This window comes from Streptomyces sp. HUAS YS2 (genome assembly GCF_033343995.1).
Lineage (GTDB): Bacteria > Actinomycetota > Actinomycetes > Streptomycetales > Streptomycetaceae > Streptomyces > Streptomyces solicathayae.
On the sequence record NZ_CP137573.1, the window covers coordinates 3,442,963 to 3,461,315 of the forward strand.

13 protein-coding genes are annotated in these 18,353 nt (G+C 72.0%); 6 read left to right on the top strand and 7 right to left on the bottom strand.

What is annotated here, in order from left to right:
• Positions 1-3: 3 nt before the first annotated feature.
• Positions 4-789: a HEAT repeat domain-containing protein gene (locus tag R2D22_RS15670; RefSeq protein WP_318103989.1), complete on the top strand. Its 786-nt coding sequence runs from the start codon at positions 4-6 to the stop codon at positions 787-789.
• A gap of 22 nt (positions 790-811) precedes the next feature.
• Here R2D22_RS15670 and R2D22_RS15675 read toward each other — a convergent pair whose 3' ends face one another.
• Positions 812-1,846: a helix-turn-helix domain-containing protein gene (locus tag R2D22_RS15675; RefSeq protein ID WP_318103991.1), complete on the bottom strand. Its 1,035-nt coding sequence runs from the start codon at positions 1,844-1,846 to the stop codon at positions 812-814.
• A gap of 118 nt (positions 1,847-1,964) precedes the next feature.
• Between R2D22_RS15675 and R2D22_RS15680 the strand changes: the two genes are divergently transcribed.
• From R2D22_RS15680 to R2D22_RS15690, 3 genes are all read left to right on the top strand, one after another.
• Positions 1,965-2,864 carry an alpha/beta hydrolase gene (locus R2D22_RS15680; protein WP_318103994.1) on the top strand — a complete coding sequence of 300 codons (900 nt, stop codon included), beginning with the start codon at positions 1,965-1,967 and terminating at the stop codon, positions 2,862-2,864.
• Between the two features lie 11 nt (positions 2,865-2,875).
• Positions 2,876-4,138 (top strand): serine hydrolase domain-containing protein, encoded by a 1,263-nt coding sequence (locus R2D22_RS15685; protein WP_318103995.1) that lies wholly within the window; start codon positions 2,876-2,878, stop codon positions 4,136-4,138.
• Positions 4,139-4,248: 110 nt separating this feature from the next.
• Positions 4,249-5,580 (top strand): M28 family metallopeptidase, encoded by a 1,332-nt coding sequence (locus R2D22_RS15690; protein WP_318103997.1) that lies wholly within the window; start codon positions 4,249-4,251, stop codon positions 5,578-5,580.
• A gap of 76 nt (positions 5,581-5,656) precedes the next feature.
• Here the strand turns inward: R2D22_RS15690 and R2D22_RS15695 are convergent, their stop codons facing one another.
• Together R2D22_RS15695 and R2D22_RS15700 are read right to left on the bottom strand one after the other, a co-directional pair.
• Positions 5,657-6,817, bottom strand: coding sequence for a LolA family protein (locus R2D22_RS15695; protein WP_318103998.1), 1,161 nt, complete (start codon positions 6,815-6,817; stop codon positions 5,657-5,659).
• A gap of 150 nt (positions 6,818-6,967) precedes the next feature.
• The gene (locus R2D22_RS15700; protein ID WP_318104000.1) at positions 6,968-7,978 is read right to left on the bottom strand and encodes a polyprenyl synthetase family protein; all 1,011 of its coding nucleotides are present in this window, start codon (positions 7,976-7,978) and stop codon (positions 6,968-6,970) included.
• A gap of 178 nt (positions 7,979-8,156) precedes the next feature.
• Between R2D22_RS15700 and R2D22_RS15705 the strand changes: the two genes are divergently transcribed.
• Positions 8,157-10,154: a CocE/NonD family hydrolase gene (locus R2D22_RS15705; RefSeq protein WP_318109789.1), complete on the top strand. Its 1,998-nt coding sequence runs from the start codon at positions 8,157-8,159 to the stop codon at positions 10,152-10,154.
• Positions 10,155-10,236: 82 nt separating this feature from the next.
• Here R2D22_RS15705 and R2D22_RS15710 read toward each other — a convergent pair whose 3' ends face one another.
• On the bottom strand, positions 10,237-11,532 hold the full coding sequence (locus R2D22_RS15710; protein WP_318104002.1) for an LAETG motif-containing sortase-dependent surface protein: 1,296 nt from the start codon (positions 11,530-11,532) through the stop codon (positions 10,237-10,239).
• 359 nt (positions 11,533-11,891) lie between these two features.
• On the opposite strand from R2D22_RS15710, the gene fahA reads away from it, so the two are divergent.
• Positions 11,892-13,124: a fumarylacetoacetase gene (gene fahA / locus R2D22_RS15715; protein ID WP_318104005.1), complete on the top strand. Its 1,233-nt coding sequence runs from the start codon at positions 11,892-11,894 to the stop codon at positions 13,122-13,124.
• A gap of 80 nt (positions 13,125-13,204) precedes the next feature.
• On the opposite strand, the gene nuoN is transcribed toward fahA, so the two are convergent.
• From nuoN to nuoL, 3 genes are read right to left on the bottom strand one after another with little or no spacing between them, the layout of a single operon-like run.
• Positions 13,205-14,854 (bottom strand): NADH-quinone oxidoreductase subunit NuoN, encoded by a 1,650-nt coding sequence (gene nuoN, locus R2D22_RS15720; RefSeq protein ID WP_318104007.1) that lies wholly within the window; start codon positions 14,852-14,854, stop codon positions 13,205-13,207.
• The gene (locus R2D22_RS15725) at positions 14,851-16,455 is read right to left on the bottom strand and encodes an NADH-quinone oxidoreductase subunit M (RefSeq protein ID WP_318109790.1); all 1,605 of its coding nucleotides are present in this window, start codon (positions 16,453-16,455) and stop codon (positions 14,851-14,853) included. The genes nuoN and R2D22_RS15725 overlap by 4 nt, the downstream gene beginning before the upstream one ends.
• Before the next feature lie 5 nt (positions 16,456-16,460).
• On the bottom strand, positions 16,461-18,353 hold the full coding sequence (gene nuoL, locus R2D22_RS15730; RefSeq protein ID WP_318104009.1) for an NADH-quinone oxidoreductase subunit L: 1,893 nt from the start codon (positions 18,351-18,353) through the stop codon (positions 16,461-16,463).

Genomic DNA, 18,353 nt, shown 5'->3' on the forward strand with positions numbered 1-18,353 from the left:
CCCATGGCCACGTTCGTTCACCTCACCCCCGCCGCCCACGCCGCCCGGATCCGGCGGAGCGGCATCCGGGCCCAGGGGCGCGAGGAGCGGCGGGGGGTGTTCCTCTTCCCCGTGCTGCCGTCGTACACGCTCACCCACCAGTGGCTGCGCGAACTGGCCCGGCGCCCCGGACCGCGCCGACTCGTTGCCGTACACGTGCGGTTGGACGACGCCGAGCCCGTCCGGGTGGGGCGGTACAACGACCGCGAGCCGCTCCTGACCACCGCGGCCGACGCCGTACGGCGGATCGCGGCGATGGAGGACCCGCGCGGCTGGGAGGTGATCCTGCCGCGCACCGTCACGGCACGGGAGGTGCGGACGGTCCGGGAGGTGCGGCAGGTCACCGGCTGGCGGTACTTCCCGAACGCGCACGGGGTCACGCCCTGCACCTGCTACGGCTGCCGGGTGCGCGGCGAGTACGGGTCCCAGCGGCTGCGGCGGCGCCGGCCGCATCCCTTCGACGGGCCGCCGCCCCCGCCGCGCGTCCTGCTCGCGCGACTCGACGCCGCCGAGGCGCGGGGCGACACGGCGGCGCTGCGCGAGGCGCTGGGCTGGTACGGTCTGCGCCGCCGCGGTCCCCTCCCCCGGCTGACCGGGCTGGCCCGGCACCCCGACCCGGCCGTGCGGGTCGCGCTCGTCGAGGCCGTGGCGTACTGGAAGACACCCGGAGTGCCGGAGCTGCTGCGGGAGTTGGCGAACGACCCGGACCCCGGCGTCCGCGAGGCCGTCGCGGATCACACCGACGACTGAGGCCCCGTGCCCCGGACCTTCCTCAGGAGTCGAGCAACCGCCGTACGGTGAGGGCCAGTCGGGCTCGGGTCAGGCCGGCCGGGTCGGTGAGGTCGAGGCCCAGGACCTTGCCGAGCTGGTCGAGGCGGCGGGCGACGCTGCTGTGGTGCAGGTGGAGCAGGTCGGCGGCGCGGCGCAGGGAGCCGGTGGCGCAGTAGGCGTCCAGGGTCTCCAGGTCCTCCGGCACGGCGGCGATCCGGGCGAGCGCGGCCACGTCGGGGTTCGCGCGCGCGACGTCCGGGGGAAGGTCGGCGAGGAGGGCCAGCGCGCCCAGGTCGGCGTGGTGGACGACGGGTTCGCGCGCGGTGGTGAAGCGCAGCGCGGTACGGGCCCGGCGCCAGGACAGGTCGGGGCTGCCGGGGCCGCCGACACCGGCGCGCACGCCCGGCGGGAGACCGGCGGGATCCACGGCGGCGGCCAGGACCACGCCGACGTCGTCGAGCGGGGCCGCCTTCACCAGTCCGGTGGGGCACATCCGGCCGCCGACCTGGTCGAGCGGCAGCTCGGAGCATACGGCGACGACGTGGACGGGTACGCCCGCGGCGAAGCCCAGGAGCCTGAGCGCCCGCGCCCTGGCCACCTCGTCGCCCTCGGCTCCGACGGCCAGTTCGACGAGGGCGGGGTCGGCCATGGTGGTGCGGGCCGGGCCGTACCGCTCGACGGCCGCCGCGACGGCGATCGCGAGCCGGTCGAGGACGATGTCGTCGAGCGGGTTCGGCGGGCCGGTCCGTTCCAGCCACACCTCGCCGATCTCCTCCTCGTCGAGGGTGACCGCGACAGTGGTCGAGGCGGGGAACGGGGCGGTGGTGGCCTCCGTGCCCAGCGGCGAGACGCGAACGGCCCGCCCGGTGCCGTGGAGCCGTATCCCGGTGACGCACTCGGCCAGGCCGGCCGAAGCGCGGGCGAGCGCCGGGAGATCCACGCGGCGGCGCATCAGCGTGTCGTAGAACGCGACGACGCGGATCGCGCCGTCGACGTACGGGTCGAGTCCCGACACCCGTAGGGCCAGTGCCTCCATACCGGCCAGGATAGAAGCACCGGCCGCGCTGCGGTGCGCCGTTCGGCGCGTGATCGCGGTCCGATGCGCGACGGTCGGCGGATGATCCCGCCGGGGTCCGGCCGTGAGGATGACCCTCATGGATCCCGAACTCGAAGCATTCGTCCCACTGTTCCCCGACACCGACTTCACCGACCCGGTCCGGGACCGCGAGAGGTTCGCCGGCATCGCCGCCGCCACTCCGGCACCGGACACGGACGGCATGGCGATCGAGGACGTGGCGGTGCCGGCCACCGGCCCGGACGTGCCGGTGCGCGTGTACCGCCCGCAGGGCGCCCGGGGGATCGTGCTCTGGCTGCACGGCGGCGGGTACGTCACGGGCGACCTGAGCACCGAGCACCCGTGGGCGACCCGGATCGCCTCCGGGTCCGGCGCGGTGGTGGTGTCGGTGGGCTACCGGCTGTCCCCCGAGAACCCGTACCCGGCGGCCCTGGACGACGCCGGCGCCGTACTCGCATGGGCGGCCGAGCACGCCCAGGCGCTCGGCGGCGCCCCGGACCGGATCGCGGTCGGCGGCCACAGCGCCGGCGGCGGGCTCGCGGCGGCGCTGACGCTGCGGACCCGGGACGAGGGCGGGCCCGCGATCCGTTTCCAGTTGCTCAACCAGCCGCAGCTCGACGACCGCCAGGAGACCTGGTCCCAGCGGAACTTCACCGACACGCCCTGGATCACCCGCGCCAAGGTCGGGATGTCGTGGCGGCACTACCTCGGCGGGCGACCGGCCGGCCCGTACGCGGCCCCCGCCCGGGCCGAGGACCTGTCCGGGCTGCCGCCCGCCTACATCGCCACGGCGGAGCTGTGCCCGAACCGCGACGAGGACATCCGGTACGCGCTGCGCCTGATGCAGGCGGGCGTGTCCGTCGAGCTGCACCAGTGGCCCGGCACCTTCCACGGCTCCCAGGCGATCGTCTCCGCCGACGTCTCGCAGCGGCAGAACGCCGAGCTCGGCGCCGTGCTGCGACGCGCGCTGGCCGACTGAACCCTTCACCGATGAACAAGCGACGAGAGGACGAACTCATGAAGATGCGCAAGGTGTTGTGCGGCGGCATGGCCGCGCTGACCATCGGCACGGGCACGGTGACCGCGGCCGCCGCGGCCGACGGGGCCGGGGCAGGTACGCCCGCACCCGCCGGGAGCACGGGCTCCGCGCCGGCCCGCCTGAACGGCGACGGGCTCCAGTCCGCCCTGGACGGCGTCCACCGCGCCGGGATACCGGGGGTGTTCGCCGAGGTGCGCGAGGCCGGCCGGACCTGGCGCGGCGCCTCCGGGGTCGCCGACCTCGACACCGACCGTCCCGTCCGGCCGGACATGCGGCACCGTGTCGGCAGCATCACCAAGACCTTCGTGGCCGTCGCGGTCATGCGGGAGGTCGAGGCGGGCCGGGTGCGGCTGGACGCCCCGATCGGCGACTACCTGCCGGATCTGGTGCCGGGCGAGCGCGGCCGGCAGGTCACGGTACGGATGCTGCTCAACCACACCAGCGGCATCGCCGAGTACATCCCGTACGCCTTCCCGTCCATCCAGGGCGGCCCTTCGGGCGTCTCCGCCCGGAGCCTGGACGAGAACCGGTTCCGGCGGTTCCGCCCGGCCGAGCTGATCGCGCTGGGGCTCGCGGCGCCCCCTGCCGCCGAGCCCGGCACCCCCACCGGCGTGTACTCCAACACCAACTACCTGCTGCTCGGACAGCTCCTGGAGCGGGTCTCCGGCGCCCCGGTGGAGGACTACATCACCGAGCACGTCATCGAGCCCGCCGGACTCCGGCACACCGGCTTCCCGACCGGACCGCGCGTCCAGGGGCCGCATTCGAAGATGTACGAGGCGCTGTGGGGCGTGCTCGACCCGCCGCGCGACTACAGCGTCTACGACATGTCGTGGGTGATGGCCGGGGCCGGGCTCGTGTCCACCATGGAGGACCTGAACCTGTTCTACGGCAAGCTGCTCGCGGGCCGGATCGTCGCCCCGTCGTCGCTGGCGGAAATGCGGCGCACGGTCCCGGTGGTCGCCCTGGACGGGTCGACGATCCAGTACGGACTCGGGCTGCACAAGCTCGAGGTCCCTGGCTGCGGCACCTTCTGGGGCAACGAGGGCACGGTCTGGGGAGCCGGCACGGTCACCATGACTCGGGAGGACGGCGGGCGGCAGTTCTCGTTCGCGATCAACCTCATGCGATGGAGCCGGCCCAGCGCCATCGACGGGGCGCTCTCGACGCTGCGGCAGCGGGCGATGGATTGTCCGGTCAGCGAACACTCCTGACCGGTTTCCGCTCTTGACGGTGGATCAAACTCTCGTCGAACATTCACCCGCACCACGCACAGCTCTCGCACGTTTCCGTTCCATCCCCGTTCGGAATCCGGAGCCCCCACATGAACCTCTCCGTGCCCAGACGTGCCACCGCGGTCGCGGCGCTCACCGTCCTCGCCGTCACCGGCCTCGCCGGGACCACAGCGACCGCGGCACCGCCTTCCGCGCAGACGGCGCCGGCCGCCCCGGCCGGCGCCCTCGCGGCGCCCGACATCCCGCTCGCCAACGTCAAGCAGCACCTCGCCGACCTGCAGTCGATCGCCACCGCCAACGGCGGCAACCGGGCCCACGGGCGCACCGGCTACAAGGCGTCCATCGACTTCGTGAAGGCCAAGCTGGACGCGGCCGGCTTCACCACCACCGTCCAGCAGTTCACCTACAACGGGACCACCGGCTACAACCTCATCGCCGACTGGCCGGGCGGCGACGCCAACCAGGTCCTGATGGCCGGGGCCCACCTCGACTCGGTGACCTCCGGGCCCGGGATCAACGACAACGGCTCCGGCTCGGCCGGAATCCTGGAGACCGCGCTCGCGGTCTCCCGTGCCAACCTCCAGCCCACCAAGCACCTGCGGTTCGGCTGGTGGGGCGCCGAGGAACTCGGCCTCGTCGGCTCGAAGCACTACGTCAACAACCTTCCCAGCACCGAGCGTTCGAAGATCACCGGCTATCTGAACTTCGACATGATCGCCTCGAAGAACGCCGGCTACTTCGTCTACGACGACGACCCGACCCTCGAAGGAGTCTTCAAGAACTACTTCGCGGGCATCGGTGTCCCGACGGAGATAGAGACCGAGGGCGACGGCCGCTCCGACCACGCCTCGTTCAAGAACGTGGGCATACCCGTCGGCGGCCTGTTCACCGGCGCCAGCCGCGTCAAGACCAGCGCCCAGGTCCAGAAGTGGGGCGGCACGGCCACCGCCTTCGACAGCTGCTACCACTCGTCCTGCGACACGACGGCGGCCGTCAACGACACCGCCCTGGACCGCAACAGCGACGCCATCGCCCACGCGATCTGGACCCTCGGCACCGCCACGACGCCGCCGCCCGGCCCGGTCTTCGAGAACACCGCCGACGTCTCCATCCCGGACAACGGGGCCGCGGTGACCTCCTCGGTCACCGTCTCCGGCGTCACCGGGAACGCGCCGGCCACGCTCAAGGTGGGCGTGGACATCGTCCACACCTACGTCGGCGACCTCGTCGTCGACCTGATCGCCCCCGACGGCTCGGTCTACAACCTGCACAACCGCTCCGGCGGCAGCGCGGACAACATCGTCCAGACCTACACCGTGAACGCCTCCAGCGAGGTCGCGGGCGGCGTCTGGAAGCTGCGGGTCCAGGACAAGGCCGCGATCGACACCGGCTACATCAACAGCTTCAAGCTGACGTTCTGACACACAAGAACTCCCGGGTGGGACGGTGACGCGCGGTCCCGCCCCACCCGGGGTCCCAACTGCTCCGCCCCGCGGACTACTTGTCCGCGTTCGCCGCCTTCACCAGGGCGTCCGGAGTCACCGCGCCGACGTACACCCGGCCGTCGTCGGTCATCAGTGCGTTGACCAGCTTGGTCTTGAAGACCGTGCCGGAGCCGAACTTCCCGCTCACCTTGTCGCCCAGCGAGTCCAGGAAGCCCTGCATCTCCTTCGGGGCGTCCTCGGTCTTCGGCGCGGGCGCACCCGAGTCGAGCTTGGCGATCGTCGTCCAGCCCTCGCCGATGACGACGGGCTCCTTGCCGCCCTCGCCCTTCGCTCCGACGAGGCCCTCCAGCCCCTTCGGGGCCTTGCCCCGGGCCTCGTGCTCCGCCTCGTCCGCCGCGCCCTCCGTCACCTTCGCGCCCTTGGGGGCCTGGAAGGTCGAGGCCGCCGGCGTCCCGAAGTCCACCTTGGTGAAGCCCGCGTCCACCACGGCCTTGCCGCCCGAGGTCGACGCCAGCGTGAACTTCAGCGGCACGCCGTTCTGCGCGTCCACCGCGATCTTCACCGACTCGACGGTCGAGCCGCTCTGCTTCGGCTTGATCACCAGCTGGTACGCGTCCCGGCCGGCCACCCGGGCGGTGCCGTCGACGGTGATCGAGGTGCTCTCGCCGGCCGCCTTCAGGACCTCGTCCGCGAGCTCCTTCGGAGTGCCCGGCAGTTCCTTCTCGCGCGGCGCGTCCTTGCGCCCGGCGTCCGCGTCCTTCTCGTGGACGGCCTCGCCGGACCTGCTGTCGTACGCCCACACGTCGGCGCCGTTGTGGATCAGGCTGTACTCGTCCTTGCCGTCGAGGACGGTCAGGCGCTGCTTGTCGGGGCCGTCGGCGGCGACCTTGAGGGTGTGCGAGCCGGACGCCAGCTCGGTCAGCTTCTCGGTCGGATCCGTCGACGGGGCCGGGGACTTGCCGGAATCGGATCCGGCGAGGCCCGCGAGCCCGGCGAAGGACGGCAGGCCCAGGTCGGTCTCGACCTTGACCGTGCCGGAGAGGGTCTGGGTCTCCGATGCGGCGATCTTCTCGATGAGCTGCTGGGCGGTGATCTCCGGCAGCTCGGGGTCCCCGGACGCCGCCAGGGCCGGGACGAGCCCGATCGTCGCCGCGGCGACACCGGCCACCGCGACCGGCACGAGGTAACGGCTCGCCTTACGAGTTGTTGCCATGGTCTGTCCTACCTCCGTGGTCGATGACTCCATCTGACCAAAACGGCGGTGGGGAATCGTCAGCCTCCGGACTCAACCTGGCGTACTGCTCCGGGATGACCCGACCCCGAGAGCCCCTAGGCCACGGGGTGGATCTACGTCGGACGGACCCTAGCCCGCGCGGTGGACCACCGCGTCGCACAGCTCGCCGAGCGCGGCCTTCGCGAAGCCCTCGGGGAGCGGTGCCAGCATGGACCGCGCCTCCTCCGCGAAGCGGACGGTGTCGCGACGGGCCTGCTCGAGAGCCGGGTGCTCGCGCAGCCGGCGCAGCACCTCCGCGAGCACGGTGTCGTCCGCGAGGTCGCCGTCGATCAGCGCGACGAGCTCCAGGTCCTCCGGACGGCCGTGCGCGGCGGCCTCGGCGCGCAGGTGCAGCACCGGCAGCGTCGGGATGCCCTCGCGCAGGTCGGTGCCGGGGGTCTTGCCGGACTCGTGCGAGTCGGACGCGATGTCGAGGACGTCGTCGGCGAGCTGGAAGGCGACGCCGAGCCGCTCGCCGTACTGGCTGAGGATGTCGATGACACCCTCGTCCGCGCCGGACTCTATGGCGCCGAGACGGCAGGAGACGGCGACCAGCGAGCCGGTCTTACCACCGAGGACGTCCAGGTAGTGCTCGACCGGGTCGCGGCCGTCGCGGGGGCCGGCGGTCTCCAGGATCTGGCCGGTCACCAGACGCTCGAACGCCTCCGCCTGGATACGGACGGCATCAGGACCGAGGTCGGCCAGGATGTGCGACGCACGGGCGAACAGGAAGTCACCCGTGAGGACGGCCACCGAGTTGCCCCAGCGGCTGTTGGCGCTGTCCACACCGCGGCGCACGTCCGCCTCGTCCATGACGTCGTCGTGGTACAGCGTGGCCAGGTGGGTGAGCTCGACGACGACGGCCGCGGGCACGACGCCCGGCGCGAACGGGTCGCCGAACTGCGCGGCCAGCATCACCAGCAGCGGCCGGAAGCGCTTCCCGCCGGCCCTGACCAGATGCTGCGCGGCCTCCGTGATGAACGGCACCTCGCTCTTGGTGGCTTCGAGGAGGCCGGCCTCCACCGCAGCCAATCCGGTCTGGACATCGGCCTCAAGAGCCTGGTCCCGCACGCTCAGCCCGAACGGCCCGACGACGGTCACGAGGGAGTCTCCTGTCTGCTGACGCCTGCTGAGGATCACACGGATTGTCGATGTGTCGCTGGATTCACTCAAGTCAGCGTATCCGGTCGCCTTTCGATCACCGTGGGCGCCTTCCCGCCACCGCCGGTATGTTCGTGATCAGCTCATACGACCTGGAGCGTCCGCTTTGCCCAGAAGCATCAGCATCCGCAGCGACTTCCCGTACGAGACCGTCCACGACGACGTCCGGATCCCCCTCCCGGACACTACGCGTTTGTACGCGCGCGTCTGGCGGCCGGTCACCGACGAGCCGGTCCCCGCCCTCCTGGAGTATCTGCCGTACCGGCTCACGGACGGCACCGCGGCACGCGACGCGGAGCGTCATCCCTGGTACGCGGGCCACGGCTACGCCTCCGTACGGGTCGACGTGCGCGGCCACGGCAACAGCGAGGGCGTGCCCGGCGACGCCCACGACGCGACCGAGCTCGCGGACGCCGTCGCGGTCGTGGAGTGGCTCGCCGCCCAGCCCTGGTGCACCGGCCGGGTCGGCATGTTCGGCACCGCCTGGGGCGGCCTGGCCGCGCTGCGGGTCGCCGCTCTCGCCCCCGGGCCGCTGCAGGCCGTGGTCGCCGTCTGCGCGACCGACGACCCGTACGAGGACGACCTCCTCTACAAGGGCGGCTCGCTGCTGGCGGCCGGCCTGCCCGCCCGGGCGGCGCGGCTGCTCGCGCACGTCTGCCGGCCGCCGGACCCGCGCCACGCGGGCGAGGAGTGGCGCGCGCTGTGGCTGCGCCGCCTGGAGGCCGTACGGCCCTTCCTGCACACCTGGCTGGCCCACCAGACCCTCGACGACCACTGGCGGGCCGCGGCGGTCCGGGAGGACCTCGCGGCCGTCAGAGCGGCCGTCCTGGCCTTCGGCGGTTTCCAGGACCCGCACCGCAACGCCGTGCTGCGGCTCGTCGAGCAGCTCCCCCAGGACCGGGTGCGCGCCGTCCTCGGACCCTGGTGCCACCAGTACCCGGACCGCGGGCTGCCGCCCGGCCCGTCGATCGGCTTCCTGCAGGAGACGCTGCGCTGGTGGGACCACCACCTCAAGGGCATCGACAGCGGGGTGGCGGCCGAGCCGCTGCTGCGCTCCTGGATCACGGCGTCCCACGCCCCTGCCACCGTGCGCGAGGAGCTGCCGGGGCACTGGGCGGCGGACCCCGCCTGGCCGTCGCCGCACGTCACGCCCGTCTCGTACGCCCTCGGGGGCGACCCGGTGCTGGTCCGTTCGCCGCAGCACACCGGCCTGGACGCGGGTCCGCTGCTGCCGCAGGGCCGCGAGGCCGATCTGCCGCCCGACCAACGCGAGGACGACGCCCGTTCGGCCTGCTTCGACTTCCCGGTACCGGCGGACGGGGAGCCGGTCACGATCCTGGGCAGGCCGCGGGCGGTCCTGGCGCTGCGCTGCCACGCGCCGACCGGCCAGGTGGCCGCCCGGCTCTGCGACGTCGCCCCGGACGGCTCGTCGACCCTGGTCACCCGGGGCGTGCTGAACCTGTCCGCCCGCTACGGGTCCGACCGCGCGGTGGAGGCGCAGGTCGGCGAGACGGAGGAGGTGGTGCTCGACCTGGACGCCGCCGGGCACGCCTTCGCGCCCGGCCACCGGGTCCGCCTCGCCGTCTCCTCCGCGTACTGGCCGTGGATCTGGCCGCAGCCGGACGCGGCGGGCTTCACCCTCGACCCGGACGGCTCCTCGCTCACCCTCCCGGTCCGCACCGCCACCCGGGACGCGGTCGAGTTCGCGCCGCCGGAGCACGCGGAGCCGCTGGCGGTGGTGATCCCGGCGACGCTGGAGGAGCCCCGCCCGGAGCGCCTGGTGCTGCGGGACGTCGCGAAGGGCGAGTGGCGTCTGGAGGCCGATCCGGGGCACGGCGGCACCCGGGTCCACCCGGACGGCCTGGAGGTCACCGAGGAGGCCCTGGAGACTTACACGATCGTGGAGCACGACCCGCTGTCCGCCCGTACGACGTCCGAACGGGCGATCCGCCTCCACCGTCCGGAGGACGCCTGGGACGTCCGGGTGACCGCCCGCTCGGAGCTCTCCTGCGACGCCGACGCGTTCACCGCATCGGACGAGGTCATCTGCACGGAGGGCGCCGAGGTCGTCTTCCACCGTACGTGGGAGCGGCGCGTCCCCCGCAGGTCGGGCTGAGCCCCGGGGAACGCGCGACGGGCCCGCGTCCCCCTTCCGGGGGATGCGGGCCCGCCTCACTGCTGCGCGTCACGCGCCGCCGTTACGCGTCCGAGCCGGCCTTGCGGCGACGGACCAGGAACACGGCGCCGGCGCCGAGCGCCACGGCCGCGGCACCCGCCATCGCGATCTGCGGGACGACGTCGCTCGAACCGGTCTTCGCGAGCGAGCCGTTCGTGCTGCCGTTGGTCACCGGGTTGTTGGCGCCGCCCTGGGTGCCGGGGGTGTTGCTCTTGCCCGGCTTGCCCTTGGCGTCGTCGACCTTGCCCGGGTTGCTGCCCTTGGCGAGGATCTCGAACTCGTAGTAGTCGAGGTCCGGCGTGCCGCCGCAGGACTCGTCCTCGTTCCAGTAGTCGCCGGCGACGAAGGCCGCGCCCTGGCCCGCCGGGATCTTGGCGTCGACCTTCAGGCGGAGCTTGACGTCGACGGACGACTTGGCCTTCAGCGGGCCCACGTTCCCGATGCCGAACTCCTCGGCGTCCTCGGACTCGTCGTCCGCGTCCTTCCAGGTCCCGTCGGCGTAGTACTCGAGGTCCAGGAACTTGTCGAGCTCCTTGAGGCCCTTGGTGTCGAAGGCGGACACGAAGGCGTACGGGTACACCTCGTCCAGCTTCTTCTCGGTGCCGTTGGTGACCTTCAGGGTGAAGTTCACGGTGGCGCCGCCGACGACCTTGGACGGCAGACCGGTGACGACGGTGGTGAACTTCGGCTCGGGGACGCAGTCCTCGCCCTCCTCGCCGCCCTCGCCCTCTTCGGCCTTGGCGTCGGCGAGCTCCTTCTCGGCCGCCTTGAGGGCCTTGAACGCGTCCTCCTTGGCCGTCTTGGCGAGCCCCTCGGCGCGGACCGCGGCGACCCGCTGGTCGTCGCGCTCCTTGACCGCGGTGTTGTACGCGGTGTCGGCGGCGGCGGCCTCGCCGGCCAGGCCCGTGGCGACGGTCTTGGCGTCGGCGACGGCCTTCTCCGCGGCGGCCTTCTCCTCGGCGGTGGCCGTGTCGGGCAGCGCGGCCAGGGCGGCCTCGGCGTCGGCCTGCTTGGCCTCGGCGGCCTTCCACTTGGCGTTGGCCGTGTCGGCGGCCGTCTTCGCCTCGATGGCGGCCTTGGCGAGCGGGCTGTCGTCCTTCAGGGCGGCCTCGCGGTCGGCGGTGGCCTGCGCGAGGGTGACGACGGCCGCGTCGTAGGTCTTCTGAGCGGCCGCGACGCGGCGCTCCAGCTCCTCGATGGTCGGCTTCTGGTCCTGCTGGCCCGTCTGCGCGGCCGGCTTGGTGTCGGCGAACGCGGGGGCGGCGGAGAGCAGGACGACGGGGGTGGTGACGGCCGCGGCGACGGCCGTCGCGAGCATGCGACGGATCTTCAAGACGCAACCTATTCCTGGGTCGGAAAGGACGGGTGACACAACGATTCGGTGCGGTTCGCCGCTGCGGAGATCGACACGCAGCGGCGACGCGTGCCGCGATCGTATGGCCCGAACATGACGCTCAGGAGATGGTTTTCGGGGCCTGCGCGCGACCGTTCTTCGGACCGGGGCAACGAAGGGGAAGAACCGGGACAGTTGCCCACGATCACCCAGGTTTTTGTGTGACGCATGTCATGTCCCTGGCCCCGGGTCGGACACCCGGTCCGGCTCATCGGACACTGACGCCGCCCCCGGCGCTCGACGTAACGTGTCCCCCACACCCGTGGAAAGCGAGGCAGGCACCGATGTCCGAGCAGAGCCCGCTCGATCTGGCCGAGGGCGACCCCTTCGGCCCGCACAACCTTCCGTACGGCGTCTTCAGCACCCCCGACGAGCCCGGCCGGCGCCGGGTCGGCGTCCGCATCGGCGACTCGGTGCTGGACGCGGGGGCCGCGGCGCACGCCCTGGGCTCCCCGTACGCGGCGCTGCTCGCGCAGCCCAGCCTCAACCCGCTGCTCGCCGCCGGGCGCACCGCCTGGCGCGACGTGCGCCGCGCGCTGACCGCCTGGGTGACCGTGCCCGCGCACCGCGCCGACATCGAGCCGCTGCTGCACCCGCTGAGCGCGGTCACGCTGCACCTCCCGTACGAGGTCGCCGACTACGTCGACTTCTACGCGAGCGAGCACCACGCCACCAACGTCGGCCACATCTTCCGACCAGACGGCGAACCGCTCACCCCCAACTGGAAGCACCTCCCGATCGGTTACCACGGCCGCTCCGGCACCGTCGTCGTGTCCGGCACCGACGTCGTACGCCCCTCCGGGCAGCGCAAGGCCCCGTCCGACCCGGCGCCGGTCTTCGGCCCCTCGGTCAAGCTGGACATCGAGGCGGAAGTCGGCTTCGTCGTCGGCACCCCGTCCGAGCAGGGCTCCCCGGTCGCGCTCGGCGACTACCGGGACCACGTCTTCGGCCTGACGCTGCTGAACGACTGGTCGGCCCGGGACATCCAGGCCTGGGAGTACGTGCCGCTCGGCCCGTTCCTCGGCAAGTCCTTCGCCACCTCCGTCTCCGCCTGGGTGACGCCGCTGGAGGCGCTGGACGCCGCCCGGACCGCCCCGCCGGCCCGGGACTTCGACCTGCTGCCGTACCTGGACGACTCCGCGGAGGAGGAGCCCGGCGGCTACGACCTGCGGATCACGGTCGAGATCAACGGCGAGGTGGTCTCCGAGCCGCCGTTCGCCACCATGTACTGGACGGCCGCCCAGCAGCTCGCCCACATGACGGTCAACGGCGCCTCGCTGCGCACCGGCGACCTGTACGGCTCCGGCACGGTCTCCGGCCCCGAGGTGCACCAGCGCGGCTCGCTCCTGGAGCTGACCTGGAACGGCCGGGACGCGATCGAGCTGCCCACCGGCAAGCGGACCTTCCTGGAGGACGGCGACGAGGTCACCCTGACCGCCTGGGCCCCCGGCCCGGACGGCACCCGGGTCGGCCTCGGCGAGGTGACGGGCCGGATCGTGCCCGCCCGCGAGGGCTAGGCCCCACCTCTCCCGGACATACGTCAGGGCCCGGCCCCCGCACTCGCGGGGACCGGGCCCTGACGCCGTACAGCGGCCGGCTACCGGACGAACACGCCCGCCTGGCCGGCCAGGTCCAGGAAGTACTGCGGCGCGACGCCCAGCACCAGCGTGACCGCGACCCCGACACCGATCGTCGCCATCGTCAGCGGCGAGGGCACGGCGACCGTGGGGCCGTCCGCCTTCGGCTCGCTGAAGAACATCAGCACGATCACCCGGATGTAGAAGAACGCGGCGATCGCCGAGGACACCACACCGACCACGACCAGCGCTCCCGCGCCGCCCTCCGCCGCCGCCGTGAACACCGCGAACTTCCCGGAGAACCCGGAGGTCAGCGGGATGCCGGCGAAGGCCAGCAGGAACACCGCGAAGACCGCCGCGACCAGCGGCGACCGACGGCCCAGACCGGCCCACTTGGACAGGTGGGTGGCCTCGCCGCCCGCGTCCCGGACCAGCGTGACGACCGCGAACGCGCCGATCGTCACGAAGGAGTAGGACAGCAGGTAGAACAGCACGGACGAGACGCCGCTCGGGGTGGCCGCGATGACACCGGCCAGGATGAACCCGGCGTGCGCGATCGAGGAGTAGGCGAGCAGTCGCTTGATGTCGGTCTGGGTGATCGCGACGATCGCGCCGCCCAGCATGGTCACGATGGCGACCGCCCACATGACCGGCCGCCAGTCCCAGGTGAGGCCGGGCAGCACCACGTACAGCAGGCGGAGCATCGCGCCGAACGCGGCGACCTTGGTGGCCGCGGCCATGAAGCCGGTGACCGGGGTCGGCGCGCCCTGGTAGACGTCCGGCGTCCACATGTGGAACGGCACCGCGCCGACCTTGAACAGCAGGCCCATCAGGACCATGGCGAAGCCGATCAGCAGCAGCGCGTCGTTGCCCATGGTGTCGGCGAGGGCCGGGGCGACCGAGCCGACCGAGCCGTCGACGACGCTCGCGATCGTGGCGTACGAGACGGAGCCCGCGTAGCCGTAGAGCAGGGCGATGCCGAAGAGCAGGAACGCCGAGGAGAACGCGCCGAGCAGGAAGTACTTCACGGCCGCCTCCTGCGACATCAGCCGCTTGCGGCGGGCGACGGCGCAGAGCAGGTACAGCGGGAGGGAGAAGACCTCCAGGGCGACGAAGAGCGTCAGCAGGTCGTTGGCCGCCGGGAAGACCAGCATTCCGGCGATCGCGAACAGCACGAGCGGGAACACCTCGGTGGTGGTGAACCCGGCCTTGACCGCCGCCTGCTCCTGCTCGCTGCCGGGCACGGCGGCGGCCTCGGCGGCGAACGAGTCGACCTTGTGGCCGTGGTCGGCAGGATCGAGCCGGCGCTCGGCGAAGGTGAAGACCGCGACGACCGACGCCAGCAGGATCGTGCCCTGCAGGAACAGCGCCGGCCCGTCGACGGCGATCGCGCCCATCGCCGCGATGCCCGCCTTGGTGGTGCCGTGCCCCGCGGCCGCGAGGCCGACGACGGCGGCGAACGAGGCGGCCAGGGCGACCACGGTCAGGAAGACCTGGGTGTGGTAGCGCCCCTTGCGCGGCACGAAGGCCTCGACCAGGACGCTGACGATCGCCGCGCCGACGACGATCAGGACGGGCGCGAGCTGCCCGTACTCGATCTCCGGGGACGGGATCTTGCCGATCGGCTCGGCCGCCGTCGTCCACAGGCTGTGGACAGCCGTTGTGCTCACTTGGCCGCCTCCACGTTCTGGATGGGCACAGCAGGCGCGGGGTCCTTCTGCTGCACGTCGGACATGGTGTACTGCACGGCCGGGTTGACGATGTCCGTCAGCGGCTTCGGGAACACACCGAGGAAGATCAGCAGGGCGATCAGCGGTGCGACCACCGCCAGTTCACGCACCCGCAGGTCGGGCATGGACCGCACCTCCTCCTTCACCGGGCCCGTCATCGTCCGCTGGTAGAGGACGAGGGTGTAGAGCGCGGCGAGGACGATGCCGGTGGTGGCGACGATGCCCGCCACGGGGTACCGGCTGAAGGTGCCGACCAGGACCAGGAACTCGCTGACGAACGGCGCGAGACCCGGCAGCGACAGCGTGGCCAGACCACCGATCAGGAAGGTGCCGGCCAGCACCGGGGCGACCTTCTGCACACCGCCGTAGTCGGCGATGAGCCGCGAGCCGCGCCGGGAGATCAGGAATCCGGCCACCAGCATCAGCGCGGCCGTCGAGATCCCGTGGTTGACCATGTACAGCGTCGCGCCGCTCTGGCCCTGGCTGGTCATCGCGAAGATGCCCATGATGATGAAGCCGAAGTGCGAGATCGAGGCGTACGCGACCAGGCGCTTGATGTCCCGCTGGCCGACCGCGACCAGCGCGCCGTACACGATGCTGATCAGCGCCAGGACGACGATCGCCGGGGTGGCCCACTTGCTCGCCTCCGGGAAGAGCCCGAGGCAGTAGCGGAGCATCGCGAAGGTGCCGACCTTGTCGACCACGGCGGTGATGAGCACGGCGACCGGGGCGGTCGACTCGCCCATCGCGTTGGGCAGCCAGGTGTGCAGCGGCCACAGCGGCGCCTTCACCGCGAAGGCGAAGAAGAAGCCGAGGAACAGCAGCCGTTCGGTGTTCGTGGCCATGTCCAGCGTGCCCTCGGCCCGGGCGGCCGTGATCTCGGTGAGCGAGAAGTTCCCCGCCACCACGTAGAGCCCGATGACCGCGGCGAGCATGATCAGGCCGCCGACCAGGTTGTAGAGCAGGAACTTGACCGCCGCGTACGAGCGCTGGGCCGCCGCGTTCTCGTCCGAACCGCTGTGGGCCCGGTCCCCGAAGCCTCCGATGAGGAAGTACATCGGGATGAGCATGGCCTCGAAGAGGATGTAGAAGAGGAAGACGTCGGTGGCCTCGAAGGAGAGGATCACCATCGCCTCGACGGCCAGGATCAGGGCGAAGAAGCCCTGGGTCGGCCGCCACCGGGTGGACTTGGTCTCCAGGGGGTCGGCGTCGTGCCAGCCGGCCAGGATCACGAAGGGGACCAGCAGCGCGGTGAGCGCGATCAGCGCCACCCCGATGCCGTCCACACCGAGTTCGTAGCGGACCCCGAAGTCCTTGATCCAGGCGTACGACTCGACGAGCTGGTACCGGTCGCCGCCCGGCTCGAAGCGGACCGTGACGACCGCGGCGAGCACCAGCGTCACCAGGGAGACCAGCAACGCCAGCACCTTGGCGGCGTTGCGCCGGGCCGCGGGGACGGCGGCGGTGAGGATCGCACCGGCCGCCGGCACGGCGGCCGTCACCGTCAGGAGCGGGAAGCCCGCGTTGACCGCTTGGGACATGGCAGTCACACCGCCCTCATCAGCAGGGTCGCGGCGATCAGCACCGCCGTACCTCCGAACATGGAGACCGCGTACGACCGGGCGTAGCCGTTCTGGAGCTTGCGCAGCCGGCCGGAGAGGCCGCCGACCGAGGCCGCGGTGCCGTTGACCACCCCGTCGACGAGGCTGTGGTCGACGTAGACGAGCGAGCGGGTGAGGTGCGTGCCGCCGCGGACGAAGACGACGTGGTTGAAGTCGTCCTGGAGCAGGTCGCGGCGGGCGGCCCGGGTGAGGAGCGAGCCGCGCGGGGCAGTGACCGGAACCGGCCGGCGCCCGTACTGGAGATAGGCGAGGCCGACACCGAGCAGCATCACCGCGACGGTGGCCGAGGTGACGGCCGCCGCGCTGAGCGGCGAGTGCCCGTGCTCGAAGCCGGTGACCGGCTCCAGCCACTCGACGAACCCGGCGTACTCGAAGAGCGCGCCGGCGCCGACCGAACCGAAGGCCAGCAGGACCATCGGGATGGTCATGGACTTCGGCGACTCGTGCGGGTGCGGCGGCTCGCCCTTCTCGTCGGGCTGCCAGCGCTTCTCGCCGAAGAAGGTCATCAGCATCACGCGGGTCATGTAGAACGCGGTGATGGCGGCGCCCAGCAGGGCGCAGGCGCCGAGGATCCAGCCCTCGGTGCCGCCCTTGGCGAAGGCCGCCTCGATGATCTTGTCCTTGGAGAAGAAGCCGGACAGGCCCGGGAAGCCGATGATGGCGAGGTAGCCGAGGCCGAAGGTGACGAAGGTGACCGGCATGTACTTCCGCAGGCCGCCGTAACGGCGCATGTCCACCTCGTCGTTCATGCCGTGCATGACTGATCCGGCGCCGAGGAACAGCCCGGCCTTGAAGAAGCCGTGCGTCACCAGGTGCATGATCGCGAAGGCGTAGCCGATCGGGCCGAGGCCGGCCGCGAGGATCATGTAGCCGATCTGCGACATCGTCGAACCGGCCAGGGCCTTCTTGATGTCGTCCTTCGCGCAACCGACGATCGCACCGAAGAGGAGCGTGACCGCGCCGACCACGGTGACGGCGAGCTGCGCGTCCGGGGCGGCGTTGAAGATGTCGGCGGAGCGGACGATCAGGTAGACGCCGGCGGTGACCATGGTGGCCGCGTGGATCAGGGCCGAGACCGGGGTCGGGCCCTCCATCGCGTCCCCGAGCCAGGACTGCAGCGGCACCTGGGCCGACTTGCCGCAGGCGGCGAGGAGCAGCATCAGCGCGATCGCCGTCAGCTTGCCCTCGGACGCCTGGTCCACCGACCCCAGGACCGGCCCGAAGGCGAAGGTCCCGAAAGTGGTGAACATCAGCATGATCGCGATCGACAGGCCCATGTCGCCGACCCGGTTGACCAGGAAGGCCTTCTTCGCGGCGGTGGCCGCGCTCGGCTTGTGCTGCCAGAAGCCGATCAGGAGGTACGAGGCGAGGCCGACGCCCTCCCAGCCCAGGTACAGCAGCAGGTAGTTGTCCGCGAGGACCAGGATCAGCATGGCCGCGAGGAACAGGTTCAGATAGCCGAAGAAGCGGCGCCGGCGCTCGTCGTGCTCCATGTACCCGATCGAGTACACGTGGATCAGCGAGCCCACGCCGGTGATCAGCAGGACGAAGGTCATCGACAGCTGGTCGAGCTGGAAGGCGATGTCCGCCTGGAAGCCCTCGACCGGGATCCAGGTGTAGAGCGTGGCGTCCAGCGCGCGGTCCTCGGCGGGCTTGCCGAGCATGTCGGCGAAGAGCACCAGGCCCATGACGAAGGAGGAGGCCGCGAGCAGCGTGCCGAGCCAGTGCCCGGCCCGGTCCAGCCGCCGCCCGCCGCACAGCAGCACGGCCGCTCCGAGCAGCGGCGCCGCGATGAGCAGCGCAATCAGGTTCTCCAC

Coding starts and splice junctions, on each gene's coding strand:
- R2D22_RS15690 (WP_318103997.1), top strand. CDS start 4,249: ATGAACCTCTCCGTGCCCAGACGTGCCACCGCGGTCGCGGCGCTCACC.
- R2D22_RS15680 (WP_318103994.1), top strand. CDS start 1,965: ATGGATCCCGAACTCGAAGCATTCGTCCCACTGTTCCCCGACACCGAC.
- fahA (WP_318104005.1), top strand. CDS start 11,892: ATGTCCGAGCAGAGCCCGCTCGATCTGGCCGAGGGCGACCCCTTCGGC.
- R2D22_RS15685 (WP_318103995.1), top strand. CDS start 2,876: ATGAACAAGCGACGAGAGGACGAACTCATGAAGATGCGCAAGGTGTTG.
- R2D22_RS15725 (WP_318109790.1), bottom strand. CDS start 16,455: ATGTCCCAAGCGGTCAACGCGGGCTTCCCGCTCCTGACGGTGACGGCC.
- R2D22_RS15710 (WP_318104002.1), bottom strand. CDS start 11,532: ATGCTCGCGACGGCCGTCGCCGCGGCCGTCACCACCCCCGTCGTCCTG.
- R2D22_RS15670 (WP_318103989.1), top strand. CDS start 4: ATGGCCACGTTCGTTCACCTCACCCCCGCCGCCCACGCCGCCCGGATC.
- R2D22_RS15675 (WP_318103991.1), bottom strand. CDS start 1,846: ATGGAGGCACTGGCCCTACGGGTGTCGGGACTCGACCCGTACGTCGAC.
- R2D22_RS15695 (WP_318103998.1), bottom strand. CDS start 6,817: ATGGCAACAACTCGTAAGGCGAGCCGTTACCTCGTGCCGGTCGCGGTG.